The 17,287-nt window shown below is 64.8% G+C and carries 13 protein-coding genes; 9 read left to right on the plus strand and 4 right to left on the minus strand.

Translation table 11 applies throughout. The annotated features are described in order from the left end of the window. Positions 1 to 28: 28 nt before the first annotated feature. Positions 29 to 916, minus strand: a complete 888-nt coding sequence (locus ACLFKU_RS02330) for a LysR family transcriptional regulator (protein ID WP_013089555.1) — start codon at positions 914 to 916, stop codon at positions 29 to 31. 813 nt (positions 917 to 1,729) lie between these two features. On the opposite strand from ACLFKU_RS02330, the gene ACLFKU_RS02335 reads away from it, so the two are divergent. After that, positions 1,730 to 2,476 carry a glucose 1-dehydrogenase gene (locus ACLFKU_RS02335; protein ID WP_368586961.1) on the plus strand — a complete coding sequence of 249 codons (747 nt, stop codon included), beginning with the start codon at positions 1,730 to 1,732 and terminating at the stop codon, positions 2,474 to 2,476. A gap of 114 nt (positions 2,477 to 2,590) precedes the next feature. Here ACLFKU_RS02335 and ACLFKU_RS02340 read toward each other — a convergent pair whose 3' ends face one another. After that, positions 2,591 to 3,490 (minus strand): LysR substrate-binding domain-containing protein, encoded by a 900-nt coding sequence (locus tag ACLFKU_RS02340; protein ID WP_410848075.1) that lies wholly within the window; start codon positions 3,488 to 3,490, stop codon positions 2,591 to 2,593. A gap of 114 nt (positions 3,491 to 3,604) precedes the next feature. Between ACLFKU_RS02340 and ACLFKU_RS02345 the strand changes: the two genes are divergently transcribed. Both ACLFKU_RS02345 and phnX read left to right on the plus strand, forming a co-directional pair. Beyond that, a complete protein-coding gene (locus ACLFKU_RS02345) occupies positions 3,605 to 4,858 on the plus strand; it encodes a 2-aminoethylphosphonate--pyruvate transaminase (RefSeq protein WP_410848031.1) in 1,254 nt (417 codons plus the stop codon). Between the two features lie 48 nt (positions 4,859 to 4,906). Then, positions 4,907 to 5,710: a phosphonoacetaldehyde hydrolase gene (gene phnX, locus ACLFKU_RS02350; protein WP_368586959.1), complete on the plus strand. Its 804-nt coding sequence runs from the start codon at positions 4,907 to 4,909 to the stop codon at positions 5,708 to 5,710. Between the two features lie 18 nt (positions 5,711 to 5,728). Here the strand turns inward: phnX and ACLFKU_RS02355 are convergent, their stop codons facing one another. Further along, complete coding sequence (locus tag ACLFKU_RS02355) at positions 5,729 to 6,658, minus strand: LysR family transcriptional regulator (RefSeq protein WP_410848032.1); 930 nt, start codon at positions 6,656 to 6,658, stop codon at positions 5,729 to 5,731. 62 nt (positions 6,659 to 6,720) lie between these two features. Beyond that, complete coding sequence (locus ACLFKU_RS02360) at positions 6,721 to 7,938, minus strand: amidohydrolase family protein (RefSeq protein WP_410848033.1); 1,218 nt, start codon at positions 7,936 to 7,938, stop codon at positions 6,721 to 6,723. Between the two features lie 309 nt (positions 7,939 to 8,247). Between ACLFKU_RS02360 and argG the strand changes: the two genes are divergently transcribed. From argG to ACLFKU_RS02390, 6 genes are all read left to right on the plus strand, one after another. After that, entirely contained in the window at positions 8,248 to 9,582 is a 1,335-nt protein-coding gene (argG, locus tag ACLFKU_RS02365; protein WP_368586917.1) for an argininosuccinate synthase, read from the plus strand. A gap of 179 nt (positions 9,583 to 9,761) precedes the next feature. After that, positions 9,762 to 10,793, plus strand: a complete 1,032-nt coding sequence (locus ACLFKU_RS02370) for a diguanylate cyclase (protein ID WP_368586918.1) — start codon at positions 9,762 to 9,764, stop codon at positions 10,791 to 10,793. 134 nt (positions 10,794 to 10,927) lie between these two features. Continuing rightward, a complete protein-coding gene (locus ACLFKU_RS02375; RefSeq protein ID WP_410848034.1) occupies positions 10,928 to 12,469 on the plus strand; it encodes a transglycosylase SLT domain-containing protein in 1,542 nt (513 codons plus the stop codon). Between the two features lie 104 nt (positions 12,470 to 12,573). Next, complete coding sequence (locus tag ACLFKU_RS02380; RefSeq protein WP_368586920.1) at positions 12,574 to 13,068, plus strand: RidA family protein; 495 nt, start codon at positions 12,574 to 12,576, stop codon at positions 13,066 to 13,068. Positions 13,069 to 13,105: 37 nt separating this feature from the next. Beyond that, positions 13,106 to 14,929 (plus strand): FAD-dependent oxidoreductase, encoded by a 1,824-nt coding sequence (locus ACLFKU_RS02385; RefSeq protein ID WP_410848035.1) that lies wholly within the window; start codon positions 13,106 to 13,108, stop codon positions 14,927 to 14,929. 270 nt (positions 14,930 to 15,199) lie between these two features. After that, a complete protein-coding gene (locus ACLFKU_RS02390) occupies positions 15,200 to 17,260 on the plus strand; it encodes a D-(-)-3-hydroxybutyrate oligomer hydrolase (RefSeq protein WP_410848076.1) in 2,061 nt (686 codons plus the stop codon). Positions 17,261 to 17,287 lie beyond the last annotated feature (27 nt).

The raw sequence follows: 17,287 nt of genomic DNA on the forward strand, positions 1-17,287 counted from the left end.
CGATGCGCCGTGCTCGCGCAAGCGGCGCTCAAACCCGCTTGAACAACTGCCGCGCGAGCGAGCACATCAGCATCGTCGCGGGCGATTCGTCCTGCAGGCGCCGGCTCATGATGATCGGCGACGCGGCGCTTGCCGACGGAATCGGCCGGTACGCGACGCCATGCGCGCGCAAGCCCTCGACGCTTTCCGGCACCAGACATACGCCGACCTGCGCGGCGACCAGACCGAGCGCGGTTTGCAACTCGCGAACTTCGTGAATCGCCTTCGGCTCCAGCGCCTGATCGTGCATCGCCGAGATCTGCTGGTCCGCATAGCTCGGCCGCGGCGTGCTCGGATAGACGATCAGCGTTTCCTCGGCGAGCGCGGCGAGCGTCAGCGGCTTCTTCTGCCGCGCGAGCGGATGGTCCTGCGGCAACGCGGCGATCATCCGTTCCTCGACCAGCACTTCGCGCGCGAGTTGCGCATCGTCGAAGCGCAGCCGGCCGAAGCCGACGTCGATGCGGCCGCCTTTGAGCGCGGCCAACTGCTCGATCGTGAACATCTCTATCAGCGATAGCTCGATATGCGGCGCGGCCTCGCGAAACGAGCGGATGACCGCGGGCAGCGCGCCATATAGCGTAGACGGCACGAAGCCGATCACGATGCGCTCCGCGAGTTGCGCGAGCCGGCGCGTGAGCGGCGCGAGCTCGTCGGCCTCATCGATCAGACGTTTCGCCTGAGTGTAGAAAATGCGGCCGGCTTCGGTGAGCCGCAACGGCCGCGAGCCGCGCTCGAACAGCGGCAGGCCGACGTCTTCCTCGATTTGCTGGATCTGCCGCGACAGCGGCGGCTGCGTCATATGCAGACGATTGGCCGCCCGCGTGATGTTCATCTCCTCGGCGACCGCGATGAAGTAGCGAAGTTGGCGAAATTCCATGCATGCCTCAGAGGTGTGATGCGTCGGCGATCGGATTGGTGTTGGAATGCCGCGGGCTGAGTGTCCGTTTACTGCTCTGTGCTCCCGCACGAGCGCTCCGCGAAGGCAACGAATGATAGCAACAGCACCGTCAGATTCCGGCCAGATGGCGCACGAGCGCCCTTTCCGCGCGCGGCAACACATTCAGCTCGCGCATGCAGATCAGCGACGCAGCAAAATTGCCGGCATCGTTTCAATGGATGCCGTGCCGATGATCTCTTCGTTCGTCCTACCGTTATGCGCGCCGTTGCGCCTGCCGGTGCCCGCGCGGCACAGGCGTGTTCGTCGTGCCGGCAGTACTCTATCTGTAGGGGCTCGACGACTTTTCGTCGCGGGTTCTTTATCTGTCCGCCTGGCGTCGCCGTTCAATCAACGGCGCGCGCGTTCGTTTAAATGACGTCAGGGCAGCGGATAGCGGAGGAGGGGGATCATGTGGCCCATTATTCTCGATACGCTCGGTGCGCTCGGGGTGCTTGCGAGCGTGGCGGCGCAGATCGCGCTGCTGCGCAAGCATTGAAATAAAGGCGCAGCGAATAAATCGCGTATCGCCCGAAATCTTCGTAAGCCCCCCGTAAACAGATTCAACCAAATCCGCTTCGAATCGATTGTTCGTCGGAAGCGGCGTGTCAATTCGCCTCGAGCCGCTTTATCCGATCTCGCGCGATGCCTAAATTTACGACTTGTGACAGCGCCACTGCATTCCAGCTTTTAGCGGCGTGGACCTCGCGACTTCTCGCGAGGCATGCCGGCGCGAACCATTGAAAGGACACTATGATGAGCAAGCTCACAGGCAAGGTAGCGGTTGTAACGGGTGCATCGAAAGGCATCGGTGCGGCGATTGCGAAGGCATTGGCGGCGCAAGGCGCGTCGGTCGTGGTGAACTATGCGTCGAGCCGCGCGGGCGCCGACAAGGTCGTCGCCGATATCACCGCGGCGGGCGGCAAGGCGGTCGCGGTTGGCGGCGACGTGTCGAAGGCCGCGGACGCGAAGGGCATCATCGATACGGCGATCGAAACCTATGGCCGGCTCGACGTTCTCGTCAACAACTCGGGGGTCTATGAATTCGCGACGCTCGAAGAAATCACCGAAGCGCATTTTCATAAGCACTTCGATGTGAACGTGCTGGGTCTGCTGCTGGTGACGCAGGCGGCGGCCAAACATCTGGGCGAAGGCGGCAGCATCGTCAACGTGAGCTCGGTCGTGACCCGCATCACACCGGCGACCACCGCGGTCTATTCGGGGACCAAGGGCGCGGTCGATGCGATCACCGGCGTGCTCGCGAAGGAACTCGGTCCGCGCAAGATCCGCGTGAATTCGGTGAATCCGGGCATGGTCGAGACCGAAGGTACGCACACCGCCGGGGTGATCGGCTCGGACTTCGAAACGTGGGCGATCAGCACGACGCCGCTCGGCCGTATCGGCCAGCCCGACGATATCGCCGATGTCGTCACGTTCCTGGCTTCGGACGACTCGCGCTGGTTGACGGGCGAGAGCCTGATCGCGAGCGGCGGCTCGCGCTGAGTCCGACGGGTTGCCAACGCTTCTGGCAACCCGCTTTTCAAATTGAGCGCGATAACGGATGGCGCGGCCGGTAGCACGATGGCCGCGCCGCTCGTTGCAGCGACGGCGCGCGAGCTACGGGCGTTGAACCTCGCCGACCGAGAACTCGGTTTCCGCTCCCGGCAATTCCACCGCGAAAAACGCGTCGAGCAGATTCGAACCCGGCCGCTCGGCGAGCCGCGTCAGCGATTCGATCATCTGCACTCGGCAGTCGACCAGCGGCACCATCCGGATGCGCCGCGACTCGTTGAACTCGGCGCGCGCGATCACGCCGACCCCGATTCCCTGCGCGACCGCTTCCTCGAGCGCCTCGCGGCCATCCACGTACATGACCGGTTCGACCTGCAACGACTCGCGCACGAGCTCGATTTCGAGCAGTTGTTGGGTGACCGATTGCGGCTCGCGGAAGATCATCGGCTGTTCGACGAGCTCCGCGTAGCTGAGGCGGCGCTTCTTCGCGGCCGGATAGCTGGCCGGCACCATCGCGACCAGCGGATCGCGCCGCAACACGCGCGATTGCAAACGGCTATGCACCTGCGGCGCGGCCGTAATCGCCGCGTCGACCGCGCTCGACAGCACACGTTGCATGCACTCGGCCGCATTGGCGATCGACAGCGTGACGACGATGCCCGGATGCCGCTGGCGAAACGCGCCGATCAGCGCGACGGCGAGATCGGGCGCATCGGCCGCGAGCGATAGCGAACCCGACTCCAGTCCGCCCGCCGATTCGAGCAGCTCGCGCGCGTCGCGCTCGCAGCTGAGCATATGCCGCGTCACGCTGAACAGGCGCAGCCCGAGTTCGGTCGTCTCCACGCCGCGCGGCCCGCGCTCGAACAGCTTGACGCCGTAATCCTGTTCGAGCCGCCGCACATGATCCGACACGGCTGGCTGCGTCAACGACAACGCCTGTGCCGCTTTCGAAAAGCCGCCATGCTCAGCGACCGCATGAAACGCCCGCAATTGCGCGTACTGCACGTGTGCCTCGCCGATAAGTTTTTGCGATACCTGCATCGATTATATCGATTTTACCGATGAACGGCGTTTCGATATCGTGTGAGGTATCGACATAGCGATATCGGAGTACCCGACATGGAAAGCGCGATCGGCGGTTCGGCGGCGGCATTGAGCGTTGCGGCCGCGGCAACATCGGTCACCCGTGGCACGACATCCTGTGCGGCCCCGGCTGGCGGCGAGCCTTACCTGCTGACACCGGGTCCGCTGACCACGGCACTCTCGACGAAACAGGCGATGCTGCGCGACTGGGGCTCATGGGACGGCGACTTCCGCGCGATGACCGCTCAGTTGCGCGCGAGCCTGCTCGAAATCGCCGGCGACACCGCCGGCGACTACGACTGCGTGCCGCTGCAGGGCAGCGGCAGCTACTGCGTCGAAGCGATGCTCGGCAGCCTGATTCCGCGCGACGGCCATGCGCTCGTGCTCGCGAACGGCGCTTATGGCAAGCGCGCGGCGACCACGCTCGGCTACCTCGGCCGCGCCTGCACGCTGCTCGACAAGGGCGACTACCTGCCGCCGCGCGGTGTCGAAGTGGAGCGCATGCTGGCCGCCGATCCGTCGATCACGCACGTGGTCGCGATCCATTGCGAAACGAGCTCCGGCATCCTCAATCCGCTCGAAGAGATTGCCGCCGCGGTCGCGAAGCACGGCCGCAAGCTGCTGATCGATTCGATGAGCGCCTTCGGCGCGGTGCCGCTCGACGTGCGGCAGATCGCGTGCGAGGCGTTCGTGTCCTCGGCGAACAAGTGCATCGAGGGCGTGCCGGGTTTCGGCTTCGTGATCGCGCGCAAGAGCGCGCTCTGCGAAGCGAAGGGCCGCAGCCATTCGCTCGCGCTCGATCTCTACGATCAATGGGACCTGATGAATCGCACCGGCCAGTGGCGCTTCACGCCACCCACGCATACGGTGGCCGCGTTCCTCGAGGCACTGCGGCTTTTCAGGCTCGAGGGCGGCCAGCCGGCGCGGCTCGCGCGCTATGCGAACAATCGCGACGTGCTGGTCGCCGGTATGTACGAGCTCGGCTTCGAGCCATTGCTCAGCGCGCACTGGCGCTCTCCGATCATCGTGACGTTTTTCTCGCCCGCGCATCCGTCGTTCGAATTCGTGCGCTTCTATGAACTGATGAAGGAGCAGGGCTTCATCATCTATCCAGGCAAGCTGACGGTGGTCGACAGTTTCCGCATCGGCTGCATCGGTCTGGTCGACGAGCACGTGATGCGTCGCGTGGTCGAAGCCTGCGCGCAAGCGCTGCGCATGATGGGCGTCACGCATGCGGCGCCGCCGCCCGCCGCGCTCGACGAACGCAAGGCGCTCGCGCAGGCGGCCTGAGCCGCGACGGCAAACCCAATATTTTAGGATTCCCGGGGATTCAAGCAGATGAAATACGTGAAGGCAGTGATTTTCGATTGGGCCGGCACGGTGGTCGACTACGGTTCACGCGCGCCGATGGGCGCCTTCGTCGAGACCTTCGAGCAGTTCGGCGTGCCGATCACGATCGACGAAGCACGCGGCCCGATGGGTATGGCGAAGCGGCCGCATATCGCGGCGCTGATGGCGCTGCCGCGCGTCGCGCAGGCTTGGGCCGAGCGTCACGGCCATACACCGACCGACGCCGATATCGACGCCGTGTACGACGTGTTCGTGCCGAAAAACATCGCGGTCGCAGCGAGCTATAGCGCGGTGATCCCTGGCGTCGCCGAGGTCGCGAGCGCACTGCGTCACGACGATATCCGCATCGGCACGACCACCGGCTATACCCGCGAGATCATCGACGAAATCGTGCCGGGCGCGGCCGCGCAGGGCTTCTCGCCGGACAGCATCGTGTGCACCGGCGATACGCCGGAAGGGCGGCCGTCCCCGTATATGATCTACCGGACGCTGCCGCAACTCGGCGTATGGCGCGCGAAAGAGGCGATCAAGGTCGACGACACCGAGGTCGGCATCGAAGAGGGCATCAACGGCGGCACGTGGGCGGTCGGCGTCGCGGTGAGCGGCAACGCGTTCGGCATGAGCGAGGCCGAGGTGAAGGCGCTGCCGGCCGACGAATTCGCCGCGCGCCGCACCGCCGCGATCGATAGGTTGAAGGCGGCGGGCGCGCATTACGTGATCGACAGCGTCGCGGATCTGATGCCGGTCGTCTACGACATCGACGCGCGGCTCGCGCGCGGCGAGCGGCCTTGAAGCGTCAACCCGATAACGTCACTTGAAGAAGCCGACCGCGAGATCGATGAACTCGCGCACCTTGCGCGGCACGAACTCGCGGCTCGGGTACACCAGCGACACGGCCACGTCGCCATTGAGCACCGCATAGCCGTCGAGCACGCGCACCAGCGTGCCGGCGCGCAATTCGTCCTCGACCATTTCGAGCGGCAGCAGCGCGATGCCCATCGCGCCGAGCGCGGCCTGCTTTTGCATGATCATGCTGTTGACCGTGAACGACGCATCGATCGCGATGCTCTCGCCACTGTCGTCGCCGCCCCCGCTCGCGCTTTCGGCGTCGCCGTCATCCTTGCGGAAAATCCACATCGTGCCGGTCGTGTCGAACGGCGCGGCGATCAGCCGATGCCTCCCCAGCTCGCCGGGCGTTTGCGGATGACCGGCCTGCGCCAGATACGCGGCCGCGGCCACCGGCACCGCGTGCGAGTTGATCAGACGCCGTACCACCAGCGACTCCGAGCGGATCATATGCTCGGTCACGATGCCGACATCAAAGCCGCCTTCGAGCAGATCGACGCGCTTTTCCGTCAGCGTGACGCGCAGGTTCACCTGCGGAAAGCGCGCCTGATATTCGGCGAAAAGCGGCGTCAGCCGGAACAGCGAAAAACTGCCGAGCGCGACGATGCGCAGGTCGCCGGCCACTTCGCGCGACGCCGTGGTCGCGCGCGATTCCACTTCCTCCAGTTCCGCCAGCAGCACGCGGCAACCGTCCGCGTATTGCGCCCCGGCCTCGGTGAGCACGACCTTGCGCGTGGTGCGTTGAAACAGCCGAATGCCGAGATGCTGTTCGAGGCTCGACACATGGCGCGTGACGACCGACGTCGACACGTTCAGTTGCGCGGCGGCCTGCGCGAAGCTGCCGACATCGGCGACCTTGACGAAGGCCTGCATGGCCTGAAAAAGATTGATCATCTGAGTGCAAGAAACGTCTTTGTTGTTGCGCACGGCGGGGCCGCGTTCGCGCCCATCCTGAACTAGCGCGCGACCAGCGCGCCATCGCGCGCGACGATGCGGCCGTTGGCGACCACCAGCTTGCGCACCGGCCGCGCGACGAGCGCATGCGCGAGCGTGTCGGCGTCGACCAGCACGAGATCGGCGCGCGCGCCCGGCTGCAAACCGTAAGCCTCGAATCCGCAGGCGCGCGCGGCGACGCCGCTGACGCAATCGAACGCGAGCGCGAGATCGTCGTCGCGGCGCAGGCCGTAGCGCATCGCGATCAGCATCGCCCGTTCCAGCATGTCGGGCGAGCCGTACGGCGTCCACGTGTCGCGAATCCCGTCGTTGCCGCCGAACAGCGCGACGCCGTGCGCGCGGCAAGCGGTGAGCGGCGGCACCGGCACCGACGGCGGCGCGGTGGTCAGCAGCGCGACGCGCAGCTCGGCGATACGCGCGAGCAGCGCATCGCGTTCGCGCTCGGGCAGCGCGCCGAGACAGAACGCGTGGCTGACCACTACTTGCCCCTGCATGCCGTGCGCGGCGACGCGATCGAGCAGCAAACCGAACGTGAACGCGCCGATTTCGCCGGGCTCGTGCAGATGAATGTCGATCGGCTTGCGGTGACGCTCGGCGAGCGCGAAGGTCAGATCGAGCGACTTCACCGGATCGCCGTCGATCAGCGCGGGATCGAGCGCGCCGAGCACGTCGGCGCCCGCGGCCAGCGCGCGATCGAGCAGCGCGTCGGTGCCGGGCCGGCCGAGCAGACCCGATTGCGGAAACGCGACGATCTGCAGGTCGAGCACGTCGCGCAGCGTGTCGCGCGTGGCCAGCACGCCGTCGAGATGGCGCAGGCCCGCGTCGGTGTCGATATCGACGTGCGTGCGCACCCGCGTCGTGCCGGCCGCCAGGAACGCGCGAGCGAGCGCGAGCGATTGCGCGCCCGCGTCGTGGCCGCTTTCGGCGCGCCAGCGGCGCTCGTTTTCGATCCGGTCGGTCAGCTTCGGTCCGACTTCGTTGCGATACCAGCGCAAGCCCCAGTTGGTCTTGTCCAGATGCGTATGCCCTTCGACGAAACCTGGCAGCAGCAGCGCGTCGCCGCCGTCCTCGACGGGCACACCGGGCTCGCGCGGCAGAGCGGCGCCGAGCGCGGCGATCCGGCCATCGACCATCGACACCTCGACGCGCTTGCCGTCGGCGAGACGCACGTTGGTGATCAGCAAGGCGTTCGTCGTGGGGCGTGGCGTGGTCGTGGTCATGAGCGGTAGGCAAGGGGAGTGAACCGGGTGCACGGGGTGCAAGGGACAAGCGGCCGGTGCGTTGACGCAACCCGCGATGCTACCCCGAGACGATCATAAATCGGTCCCCGTTACGGCTGATAACGCGTGAATTGATCCGGGAATTCGACGCGCCGAGATCGCGGCGGAGGGCCGCGCCGACCGGCAAAATCCAAGGCCGGACGGCGGTTCGCGGTATACTCCCGCGTAACTTGCCTGATCGCCAGGCTTGCCCGATACCTAGCTGTTACCCCCAACTCTCCCCGTACGTCGAGTTTAACGCTACTGCTTATGAGTACAATCCTTGAAAGTCTTCCGATCGGCCAGAAGGTCGGTATCGCGTTTTCCGGCGGCCTCGACACCAGCGCCGCGCTGCACTGGATGCGCAAGAAGGGCGCCGTGCCGTATGCCTACACGGCCAACCTCGGTCAGCCCGACGAAGACGATTACGATTCGATCCCGCGTCGCGCCACGCAATATGGCGCCGAAGGCGCGCGCCTGATCGACTGCCGCGCGCAACTTGTCGCGGAAGGCATCGCGGCGCTGCAGTGCGGCGCGTTCCATATCTCGACGGCGGGCGTCACCTACTTCAACACCACGCCGATCGGCCGCGCCGTGACCGGCACGATGCTGGTTGCCGCGATGAAGGAAGACGGCGTCAACATCTGGGGTGACGGCAGCACGTACAAGGGCAACGACATCGAGCGTTTCTACCGCTACGGTCTGCTCGTCAATCCGAACCTGCAGATCTACAAGCCGTGGCTCGACCAGCTGTTCATCGACGAACTCGGCGGCCGCGCGGAAATGTCCGAGTTCATGCGCCAGTCGGGCTTCGACTACAAGATGTCCGCTGAAAAGGCCTATTCGACCGACTCGAACCTGCTCGGCGCGACGCATGAAGCAAAAGATCTCGAAAGCCTCGAGTCCGGCATCAAGATCGTCAACCCGATCATGGGCGTCGCGTTCTGGCGCGACGACGTGCAGATCGCCAGGGAAGAAGTGACGATCCGCTTCGAGGAAGGCCAGCCGGTCGCGCTGAACGGCCAGACGTTCCCGAACGCAGTCGAACTGCTGCTCGAAGCGAACCGTATCGGCGGCCGTCATGGTCTCGGCATGAGCGACCAGATCGAGAACCGCATCATCGAGGCGAAGAGCCGCGGCATCTACGAAGCTCCGGGCCTCGCGCTGCTCAATATCGCTTACGAGCGTCTCGTCACCGGTATCCACAACGAAGACACGATCGAGCAATTCCGCGAGAACGGCCGCCGCCTCGGCCGTCTGCTGTACCAGGGCCGCTGGTTCGATCCGCAGGCGATCATGCTGCGTGAAACCGCGCAGCGCTGGGTCGCGCGCGCGATCACCGGCGAAGTGACCGTCGAGCTGCGCCGCGGCAACGACTACTCGATCCTCAGCACGAAGTCGCCGAACCTCACTTATCAGCCCGAGCGTCTGTCGATGGAGAAGGTCGCTTCGACGTTCTCGCCGCGCGACCGCATCGGCCAGCTGACGATGCGCAACCTCGACATCAAGGACACGCGCGACAAGCTGCGCATTTACTCGCAGGCGGGTCTGCTGTCGTCGAGCGAGACGTCGGCGCTGCCGCAGGTGAAGGGCGACAAGGAATAAAGCGGCGCATCTGACTACCTGAACGTCGCATCGATCGATGGGCCGGCTCGCGAGAGCCGGCCCATTTTCTTTGGGGCCGCCGGATGCGCCCCGGCGCGTGCGCGCGGTCCCACATTCTGTGCTCAAGTTTGGCCTGCCTATGCCGTTGACATAAGCTAAGCCCATTCTGGAACCCTTCCGTGCAACTCGCTCACAGTATCGACCGCCTCGCCAGCCGGATGCCAGTCGACTCGACCGCCGGCGGCGAACCCGAGGTGGAGTCTTCGGTCATCGAGTGGCTGTTGCACGACGACCAGGTGATGCGCGAGTGCTTCACGCACGCGGCGGAGATTCTGAAGAGCGTGACCGGCGCGGCGATTACCGCGATCGTGCTGCTCGACGAGGAGTATCAGCACTATCGCGCCGAGGTCGGCATGGCGATGCCGCTCGTCACGCGCGCGCGTTCGCTCGCCGACTACGCGGTGCGCGACGCCGATCTGTTCGTGATCGAGGATGCGCACAACGACAGCCGCTTTGGCGAATGCATGCTGGTCAAGCGTCATCCGTTCGTGCGCTTTTACGCAGCGATCGCGCTACGCGCGCCGAACGGCGAGATCGTCGGCGCGCTGTGCGCGATGGACCCGGCACCGGGCCAGCTCGATGCGGGCCAGCGCGGCGTGTTCCACCACCTGCGCGCGATGATCGAAAACGATCTGAAAATGCGCACAGCCACCGCGATCGATCCGCTCACGCAGTTGTACAACCGGCGCTTTCTGCTCGAAACCATCGCGCGACGCTGGAAGGAGGCGCGCGACGGCGACGTGATGGGCTCGGTGGTCGTCGACGTCGACTGGTTCAAGCAGTACAACGACACCTACGGCCATCAGGCCGGCGATCATTGTCTGCGGCTGGTCGCCTCGGTGATGCAGGCCGCCGCCGACAGCGAGCAGTTCGTGGTCGGGCGCATGGGCGGCGAGGAGTTCGGACTGCTGGTGCTCGAAGCGCAGAGCTCGAAGCTCGAAGACACGCTCGAAACGCTGCGCCAGGGCGTGGCGGATCTCGCGATCGAACATCGCGCGTCGCCGCTCGGGGTGGTGACGGTCAGCATTGGCGCGTCGCTTACGCGCATCAGCGAGCTGTCGCGGCCCGCGCACCGGGACGGTTTCGCGAGCGCGGACCGGGCGTTGTATCGCTCGAAGCATAATGGGCGAAATCGTGTGACGATGGCGTAGCTCTATCTTCAGTCGTGGCGGCGGCACGGCTTATAGGACCAACGTCCCATTTCCAACCGTTGCCATCGTGGCAATATCGAAGCGCGTAGTGAACGTCGACGCAGTCGCCGGGTGCGGCAGCAGGGCTTTTTACGATGCGCATCATTCAAACGTTGCTGTTCATCGCGGCGTTCTGCTCAGGCATGACCGTCGGCGCTGCGACGTGCGTCGCCGCCCAAACTGCAGCCGCGCAGCCGGCCGCCTCGTCGGCCGTTCCCGTTCTGGCAGCCCCGGTTGCCCCGGCCTCGACTCCCGCCGCGCGTCGTATCGATCTCGGCAATCAACCGTTCACCGGCGATTTCGACGCCATGCTCGACCGGCGTCTGATCCGCGTACTGGTTCCCTACAGTCGAACGCTCTATGTGAATGAGCAAGGCCACGAGCGTGGGCTGACCGCCGGCCTGATGCGGGACTTCGAGCGTTATCTGAACAGGAAGTACCAGGCGACGCTCGGCAAACGTCCACTCACGCTGGTGATCATTCCGACGACGCGTGACCAGTTGCTCCCAGGGCTGATAGCGGGCCGGGGCGACATCGCCGCAGGCAATCTGACGGTCACGGAGGCCCGCCTGAAGCAGGTCGACTTCGTGTCGCCGCGTGACCGGACAGCAGTACGCGAAGTGGTCGTGACCGGGCCGAAGTCGCCAGCCCTCGCGAAGCTCGACGACCTGAGCGGCAAGACGGTCCACGTGCGACCGAGCAGCAGCTATTACGAGAGCCTGAACGCGTTGAACGCACGGTTCGCCAGGGAACGCAAAGCCCCCGTGAAGCTCGTACCGCTGCCCGACGCGCTCGAAGACGAGGACGCGATGGAGATGCTCAATGCCGGGCTGGTCCAGATCCTCGTCGTGGACGACTGGAAGGCGAAGGTATGGGCGCCGATACTGCCGGGAATCGTCGTGCACAACGACATGGCGGTGCGCGACGCAGGCTACATCGGCTGGGCGGTCCGCTTCAAAAGCCCCAAACTGCAGGACGCGATCAACGACTTCTACCTGAATTACGTGAAAAAGCAGAGTGTCGCGGAAGTCCGTCTGCAGCAGGAAATGAAGCGCATCAAGCAGATCTCCAACAATACGGAGTCAGCGGAGCTGAAGCGATTCAAACAGACGGTTGGCCTCTTCGAAAAATACGGCGCGCAATACGGCTTCGATCCGCTCTTGCTTGCGGCTCAGGGCTATCAGGAATCGCAGTTGAACCAGAGTGCGCGCAGTCACGTGGGAGCCATCGGCATCATGCAGCTGATGCCAGCCACGGGGAAGGAACTTGCGGTTGGCGACATCAGGGTGGCGGAGTCCAACGTCCATGCGGGAGCAAAATATCTCGACGTGCTGATGGCCCGTTACTTTCCCGATGCCCACTTCTCGGAAAGAGACCGCTCGCTGTTCGCATTCGCGAGCTACAACGCAGGACCCGCAAACATCGCCAAAATGCGCAAGGAGGCGGCGGCGCGCGGTCTCGATCCGAACAAGTGGTTCAACAATGTCGAAATCGTGGTCGCCGAGAAAATCGGCATCGAGCCCACCACGTACGTGCGCAATGTCTTCAAATATTACGTTGCGTACCGGCTCGTCCGGGAGGCCGAGGCGGCACGTGCTCGCGCTATCGGGCAGATGCGCAAGCAGGGCGGAACGTAAGGGAAGTACTCGTCTGAAAGCGCTGTCACCGCAGCGACGCTGCTGCGTGATCATCGAGGCGCGCGCCCGAATAAGGCCGTTGGGCATTCACGCGGAGTCTGAACATGTCGACCATTGAAGATCGCTTGCACGCGCTTGGCTACGTCCTACCGGAGCCATTGCAGCTTCCTCCGGGATTGGCGCTTCCTTTTCCATGGGTGCGGGTAGTCGGCAACAGGGCTTGCATCTCGGGCCATGGACCGACCAACGCGGACGGCTCGCTGGCCGAGCCACTTGGCAAGGTGGGTAGTCAGGTCTCGCAGGAGCAAGCGTTCGTGGCGGCTCGCCTCAGCGCGCTCGCTATTCTTGGCAGCCTGAAGCGCGAGCTCGGAAGTCTGGAGCGCATCGCGTGTTGGACGCGAGTGTTCGGGATGGTCAATTCGGCACCCGGGTTCAACCGGCAGCCTGCCGTGATCAACGGCTTCTCGGAACTGATACTGGCTGTCTTTGGCGAGGAGCGCGGCGCTCACGCTCGCAGCGCGGTGGGGATGGCCGAGCTTCCCTTCAACATTCCCGTGGAGATCGAGGGTGAAATCGAACTGCTTCCACGAGACGCCTGAGCGCTTGCATCGAGCGAGGCGGTGAAGGAGCGCCACGGTGAAGCGGCGTGATCTGATCCGGTGGCTTGCGGCTGTCCCGCTGTTTCCCTCTGTCTGGCCGTTGCTTCGGCTCGATGCCGCTCACGCCGCGCAGAACCCGCGACGCGTACGTCCGGGTGAACCGGGATGGCCCACGCCTTCGGACTGGGCGCGACTGAAACAGCAGGTGGATGGCTACCTGATCCGACCGGAGTCACCACTCGAGCCCTGTCGTGAATCGCCCGACAACGCCGAGTGCCTTGCGCTCTTCCGTGAACTCAAGAATCCGTACTTCATCGGCGACAGTCCCGTCTTGACGCAGACCTGCGAGTGGGTTGGCGCGTGGAAAGCCGAACCGAGTGCCTACGTCGTCGCGGCGACAAAGGTCGAACATGTGGCGGCGGCCGTCAACTTCGCGCGTGAACGCAAGCTTCGCGTCGTTGTGCGCGGCGCAGGACATTCCTATCTTGGCACTTCGAACGCACCGGATTCCTTGATGATATGGACACGCGCGATGAACGAGATCAGGAATCACGATGCTTTCGTTCCGAGCGGTTGTGACGGGATCATTCCACCCGGACCCGCGGTAAGCGTCGGGGCAGGGGCGATCTGGATGCATACCTACGAAGCCGTTACCGGCGGTGTGGGTCGATATGTACAGGGCGGCGGTTGTGGAACAGTCGGCGTCGCAGGACTGATTCAAGGCGGAGGTTTTGGAACGCACTCCAAACAATTCGGCATTGCATCGTCTTCACTGCTCGAAGCGGAGGTCGTCACTGCGGACGGTGTGGTCAGGGTCGTCAACGCGCGAAGAGAACCGGATCTTTTTTGGGCCTTGAAAGGCGGGGGCGGCGGCACCTTCGGCGTGGTCAGCCGTTTGACGTTGCGCACGCACGAACTGCCGGAGGTGTTCGGCCTCGTATCGTGCGCAGTCGTGGCCCGCTCCGATATCGCGTACCAACGCTTGCTAGGCCGGTTCGTCGCGCTTTACGCCGATCGCCTATGCAATCGCCACTGGGGTGAACTCGTCACGCTGCTGCCGGGCAAGCGCCTGCGCATCGCCATGAGCTTTCAGGGACTCGGCAAAGAAGAGGTCGCCGCGCTGTGGCAGCCGTTCTGGGACTGGATTGCATTGCAGGACGACCTGACCATGACGGCGGCGCCATCGATCGTCGCCGGTCCGGGGAGGATACGCTGGGACGGCAAGGCGCTCGCGCGGTACGTGCCCGGCCTGGTCCGCTTCGATGACCGGCCCGGCGCGCCAGACGCCAATTTCTTCTGGACCCAGAATCTCGCCGAGGCCGGTCATGTGATCCACGGCTTCGACTCGCTGTGGTTGCCCGCCGCAATGCTGACGCGCGAGCGCCAACCCGAACTCGTCGATGCGCTGATGGGCGCTACGCGCTATTGGCCTGTCGAACTTCATTTTCAGAAAGGGCTCGCCGGCGCGCCTGCCGACGTGATTGCCGCCGGCCTGCAAACGCCCGTCAATCCAGTCGTGGCGGAATCGTTCGCCTTGGCCATCCTCGCGAGCGAGGGGCCACCGGCATTCGACGGACTGACCGGTCACGAGCCCGACGTTGCGAAGGCACAGCGAGATACGAAGCTGATCGCTCTGGCCATCGACGAACTCAGGAAGCTTGCACCTGCAGACGGCGCATATGTCGCTGAGAGCAGCTATTTTCAGCAAAACTGGCAAGCCGCGTATTGGGGGGCCAACTATGCGCGTCTGCTTTCGATCAAGAAACGTTACGATCCGCACGGAGTTTTCTTCGTTCGTCACGGTGTGGGCTCCGAAGACTGGAGCGACGACGGGTTCACCCGCATGGCCGATTCCGACTAGCCGGCCGGCTGTTTCGCGCGAATCCTGATGCTCGTTATGTGTCGGTAGGAGCGTGTATTGACTCCGGCGAAAGCTCAATGCACGCTAGCGATGCATCGGCATCCGAAGCATCTCTTTCTAGCGAACCTGATGAAGCGGGGTCGGTAATAAGTTCGGTGCCGTTGCCAATACAACGTCGTATAAATGACGGAGACAGAAAAGATGACAACACCGAAAAAGATCCCGGCGGCCATGCACAACACTTGGAGGCTCACTACCGCGGCGACCCTGATGGCCTCCGCGATCGTACTGGCCGGCTGCGGCAGCAGCAACGACGACGGGCTGCAACCACCGCCGCCGAGCAACGTTCTGCCAGGCTTCATCAAAAGCGCGGTAACGACGAAATCTTATGACGGCAACAGCGACGATCTGCTGACCGCGGGCCTCGGCAAGACCGGCCTCGCGTCGGCGAGCGCGCCGGCCATCGCGAATGCCGCACAACCTACGGCCGCCGAATTGCGGCGTCTCGCGATCTGGTCGAACTACCGGGCGCTCGTCGACATGACGGCGAACGGCGGCTATGGACGCTTCTGGGGTCCCAACGTCGACCTGAACGGCAACGACACGCTGGGCGAAGGCAAGATCGCGGGCAAGGAATACCTCGCCTATGCCGATGACGGCAGCGGTGCGCAGAACGTGAGCCTGCTCGTGCAGATTCCCACCAGCTTCAATCCGGACCAGCCGTGCATCGTCACCGCGACGTCGTCCGGTTCGCGCGGCGTGTACGGCGCGATTTCGGCGGCCGGCGAGTGGGGCTTGAAGCGCGGCTGCGCCGTGGCCTACACCGACAAGGGCAGCGGCAACGGCGCGCATGAACTGTCGACGAATCGCGTGACGCTGATCGACGGCACGTTGCAGGATGCGAGCTCAGCGGGCAAGGCGAGCCTCTTCACCGCGAAATTCGGCGGCACCACGCTGGCAACGTTCAACGGGCAGTTCCCGAACCGCTATGCGTTCAAGCATGCGCACTCGCAACAGAACCCTGAGCAGGACTGGGGCAAGAACACGTTGCAGGCGATCCAGTTCGCATATTGGGCGCTCAACGATTCGTTCGGCGCGTTGAATGGCACGACGCGCACGGTGCGCTATGCGAGCGGCAGCATCACGACGATCGCCGCGTCGGTCAGCAACGGCGGCGGCGCGTCGCTCGCGGCAGCCGAGCAGGACACGTCGGGGCTGATCACGGCAGTGGTCGTCGGCGAGCCGCAGATCAACATGCGGCTTACGCCGCAGGTGTCGGTCGCGCAGGGCGGCGTGCCGGTCGGCGCGTTCGGCGAACCGCTCGCCGATTACATGACGCTCGCGAACCTGCTGCAGCCGTGCGCCGCGCTCGCGCCGGCCGCGGCCGGCGCGCCGTATCTGACCGCGCTGCCGACCGCAACCACTACCGCGCTGCGCACCGCGCGTTGCGCGTCGCTCGCGGCAGCTGGCGTGATCGCGGGAGCGGATACGGTGACGCAGGCCACCAATGCGCTCGCGCTGCTGCATCAGCACGGCTATCAGACCGACTCGGACCTGCTGCAAGCGCCGATGTGGGACTCGCAGGCAGTGCCGGCCGTCGCGGTGACCTATGTGAATGCGTATGGCCGCGCCAGTGTGTCCGACAACCTGTGCGGCTTCAGCTTCGGCACCACCAGCCCGACGGGCGCAGCCGGCGTGACGCCAGCGGTCTCGCCGATGCTGACGGTGTTCGGCAACGGCAATGGCGTGCCGCCGACCAACGGCATCAACCTCGTCTACAACGCGGGCACCTCGGGCGCGGCCGATCATCGGCTTGCGACCGCCAATGCGAGCTACGCGGGTGCCGCATGCCTGCGCGCGCGGTGGATCGATGGTTTCCTGAATGCCAGCGTCGATGCGATCCGCGTGAATGCGAACCTGCATGGCAAGCCGACCATCATCGTGCAAGGACGCGCGGATGCGCTGGTGCCGATCAACCATGCGTCGCGGCCGTATCTGGGCTTGAACCAGGTGGCCGAGGGCGGCGCGAGCAAGCTGGCGCTTTACGAAGTCACGAACGGTCAGCACTTTGACGCGTTCCTCGGCGTCGCCGGTTTCGACACGCGTTTCGTGCCGTTGCACTACTACAATCTTCAGGCGCTCAACCTGATGTGGGCTCATCTGAAGAGCGGCACGCCGCTGCCGCCGTCGCAGGTGATTCACACGATACCGCGCGGCGGTACGCCGGGAGCCGCACCGGCGCTGACCACGGCCAACCTGCCGGCGATCGCGGCGAGCCCGGGCGCCAATGCGATTTCGGCAACGAACGGTGCGGTGAACGTGCCGGATTGAGCGGCGCGTGCTGAAGCAATGCGTGCA

The sequence above is a fragment of the Paraburkholderia sp. EG304 genome (assembly GCF_046543485.1).
Lineage (GTDB): Bacteria > Pseudomonadota > Gammaproteobacteria > Burkholderiales > Burkholderiaceae > Paraburkholderia > Paraburkholderia youngii.